Genomic DNA, 1,260 nt, shown 5'->3' with positions numbered 1-1,260 from the left:
CTTTCTGGATGGGCACATGAAGCGGTTGGAGAACTCGATATTAATGACTTGTCGAGCATTGGAGAGATTTTGGAGTCTTTTATCAAGCGGCGGGATACCTCGACTGGGAAACCGCCGCTAAACTCATAGCCGATATTACCATTGTGTTCCATTGGTCCCTTTCAAAGATGATGGAAATGGAACCGCAAGAACTCATATTCTGGCGAAATCAAGCAGCAGAAAGGTATAAGATAAAATGAGTGAAAAAGTTGCTGATGCAAAGGTAAAATTGTCTCTTGAAGACAAACTCACCGCACCTCTCAAACATCTTCAAAAAAAATTCGATACATTGTCAAAAACACTCTCACATAGTTTGGGTATTGTGCGCTTTTCTGCTGCTGTCAAAAACATGACAAAAAGCCTTCATGGCGTTCAAAGTGCTCTTAGCACAGCGGCAAGTCGTGCTTCAGTCTTTACCGGTGTCTTAGGGCTTGCTGGTGGTGGTCTTGTGGCAAGTGTAGCCGCCCTCACCATGAAAACCATGCATCTGGGAGATAGTCTTTATCACGCATCACACCATTTAAATATGAGTGTTGCATCACTTCAATTATGGGGTGATGCAGCCGATAATTCAGGCACTTCTGCCGAACTTTTTCAACAATCCTTAGCGGTTTTAAATAGGCGTTCAGCACAAGCATATGCCGGACAAAAAAGAGGCATGATGGGCTTTGAAGCACTTGGCATTTCTGTCAAAAACACTTCTGGAAAACTCAAATCCACTTCTGTCTTGTTAGAAGAAATTACCGACAAGATGAGTAAGATGAAAAGCCAAGCACAAAGACAGCATATTGCCGCTCTGCTGTTTGGGGGCGATGGTAAAGAAATGGCGACCATGCTTGCACAAGGCATGGCACCCATTAAAGAGCTGTTTGCAAAGGCGCGAAAAGGAAAATGGCTGATAGGTGCCGATGTTGCACGCTATGCAGCAGATTTAAGTGACAAGCTTGGTGCTTTTAAGAAAAAAATAGGCGGTATCGCGAGCTTTATTGGCGCGCGTTTCATGCCCGTGATTAATGATATGATTGACGGTTTTTCAAAGTTGATTGATGAAAACCGCGACCTCATTCAAACAACTGTTGCGAGCTGGGCAAAAACCTTAAAAAAAGTCCTTAATGATTTGCTTAATCCTACCTCTGATTTAAGAAAAGGCATCAGTGATCTCACAGAGAGGATTAAAGGCTGGTTCCAATGGCTAGAACCTCTGATTGGTGAAATAACCCT

General features: G+C 43.3%; 2 protein-coding genes and 1 pseudogene. All 3 read left to right on the top strand.

Annotated elements, in window-relative coordinates; translation table 11 throughout:
- Positions 1-129, top strand: a pseudogene (locus ACFIL3_RS10275) (phage tail assembly protein); the annotation flags it as partial.
- Positions 130-167: 38 nt separating this feature from the next.
- Complete coding sequence (locus ACFIL3_RS10270; protein WP_375612372.1) at positions 168-239, top strand: hypothetical protein; 72 nt, start codon at positions 168-170, stop codon at positions 237-239.
- A partial coding sequence (locus ACFIL3_RS10265) for a phage tail tape measure protein (protein WP_375668750.1) occupies positions 236-1,260 on the top strand: 1,025 nt, incomplete at its 3' end. The genes ACFIL3_RS10270 and ACFIL3_RS10265, both read left to right, overlap by 4 nt.

It is taken from the genome of Bartonella sp. CE47NXGY, assembly GCF_042195415.1.
GTDB lineage: Bacteria > Pseudomonadota > Alphaproteobacteria > Rhizobiales > Rhizobiaceae > Bartonella.
The sequence above is the reverse complement of the archived record's forward strand: the minus strand, read 5'-3'. Positions and strand labels throughout refer to the sequence as shown.